The sequence below is a fragment of the Candidatus Methanoperedens nitratireducens genome, assembly GCF_900196725.1.
In the GTDB taxonomy this organism is placed as follows: Archaea; Halobacteriota; Methanosarcinia; order Methanosarcinales; family Methanoperedenaceae; genus Methanoperedens; species Methanoperedens nitroreducens_A.
The window spans coordinates 1-1,546 of sequence record NZ_FZMP01000062.1; the positions used below are offsets into that span (position 1 = coordinate 1).

General features: G+C 52.8%; 2 protein-coding genes. Both read right to left on the bottom strand.

Going from position 1 to position 1,546, the window contains the following annotated elements:
- The coding region (locus MNV_RS05255; RefSeq protein WP_143311646.1) for a hypothetical protein at positions 1-809 on the bottom strand (809 nt) is incomplete at its 3' end.
- A gap of 9 nt (positions 810-818) precedes the next feature.
- Positions 819-1,546: hypothetical protein (locus MNV_RS19370; RefSeq protein ID WP_179293814.1), on the bottom strand; the 728-nt coding region annotated here is incomplete at its 5' end.

The following is a 1,546-nucleotide window of genomic DNA, read 5'->3' on the forward strand; positions in this document are numbered from 1 at the left end:
TCGTACACTAAGCCATCAACGAAGTTCCCTGCAGTTCCTGGCGCAAGGCCCATGTACAGATAATCCTGGATGTTTACCTGTGCGCGCGGGATTGGCACACTCACAGGCTGCCTGGATACGCCATCAACGAATGCAATTGTCAGTGTTCCGAGTCCTCCTGAAATCGGGTTAAGAGGCAGCTTGAGCGGTACGCTCTGCTTGAACTCGTTGGACTGGTACTTTATGTAACCGATGATTCCGTCTGCTGCTGCTACCGTGGTTGGCACGGCAGCTCCGAACAGCTCAAGGATCCTGTTTCCGCCACTGAAATTGTACCTCGTGCCTGCAACATCAGCAGATGCTCCCGTGCCTGTAGAGGTTAGAGTTCCCATCTTGGCATGCCGCTGCGCATGCGGAGCCCTCATGTTGGATACTACAAGACCCACTCCGCCGGTTGGCGCGCTTGTGTTTGCCACAAGTGCGGTCAGGTATGCTGCTATCTGTTCCCCTCCGTTGAGAGGGCATCCAATAGCATATTTTTCAGTTTTCGGAGTAAACAGTGCGCCGCCTGATGCACCGAGCAATCCTGCGACAGGCGCTGTAAGGCACTGGAATGGCACTACCGGGACATCATCGCTCTCGATGTCGCACTGTGCAATAAGCGACTGAGCAGCTGTAACTGTGTCTATTGCGGCTTGCGGCAGTACTGCAAGAAGGCTCCTTGCCCACTGAGGCAGTATAACGTTTGCACCGCCCATTTTTGTTTTTGCTGTTCCTGTTCCCAGACTCGTGAAGCCTGAATGTTCAATAGCTATGATTTCTTCTGCCATTTTATCACCTCAAGCGTATGGATTTGTCCCCGTTTCCGTTCCTGTTCCTGGGATCAAGGCTGGCTGATTTTCCCGTTCAGCTCCTGTTATGGATATTACTTTTATCGCACCTGTATTCCCATTCCCATTCCCGCTTCCTCCCCTGTTTCCTACAGGCGGGTCAAGCACTGCCTTTGCACCCACTCCTATGCCGAGGCCGATCAGGATGTCTGCTGCAATGCCGCTGTACTTACCAAGGACGCGAGTTTCCTTGACCGCCCATCCTCCGACCAGAGGGGCTATGATCTCGCCTGCATTGCTCTGCAGCCTCTTCATTGCCTGGCTTGAATCGAAGTTCGAAAGGTCGTACTTGATTGCCTGGTATATGCTCTTCTCAGCGATCGCGCCTGAGGCAAACAGGTCAGCAGCTCTCTTTGAGTATGCTGCCAGGAATGTTACACCTGCAGCGCCAGGGATGGCGAACTTCTTGAGCTTGCTGAGTGTTCCCTTTTTGCCTGTATGCTTTGCAGTGACTTTTCTGCCTTTTGCATACCTGCGGCCGTATTTGCGAGGAGCTGGATCATAGGTCCTTGACCTGTGAGATGATCTGTGTTTGCGCTTCCCTCCTTTTCTCTTGCGGGGAGCTGGGTCGTATAAGAGTTCTTCAACCTCTTCAGGATCAAAGCCGTCCTCGATCAGGCGGCCCTCGATATCCTCAACGGTTTCCTGTACTCCGGTCTCATAGCCGGTATCAAAAT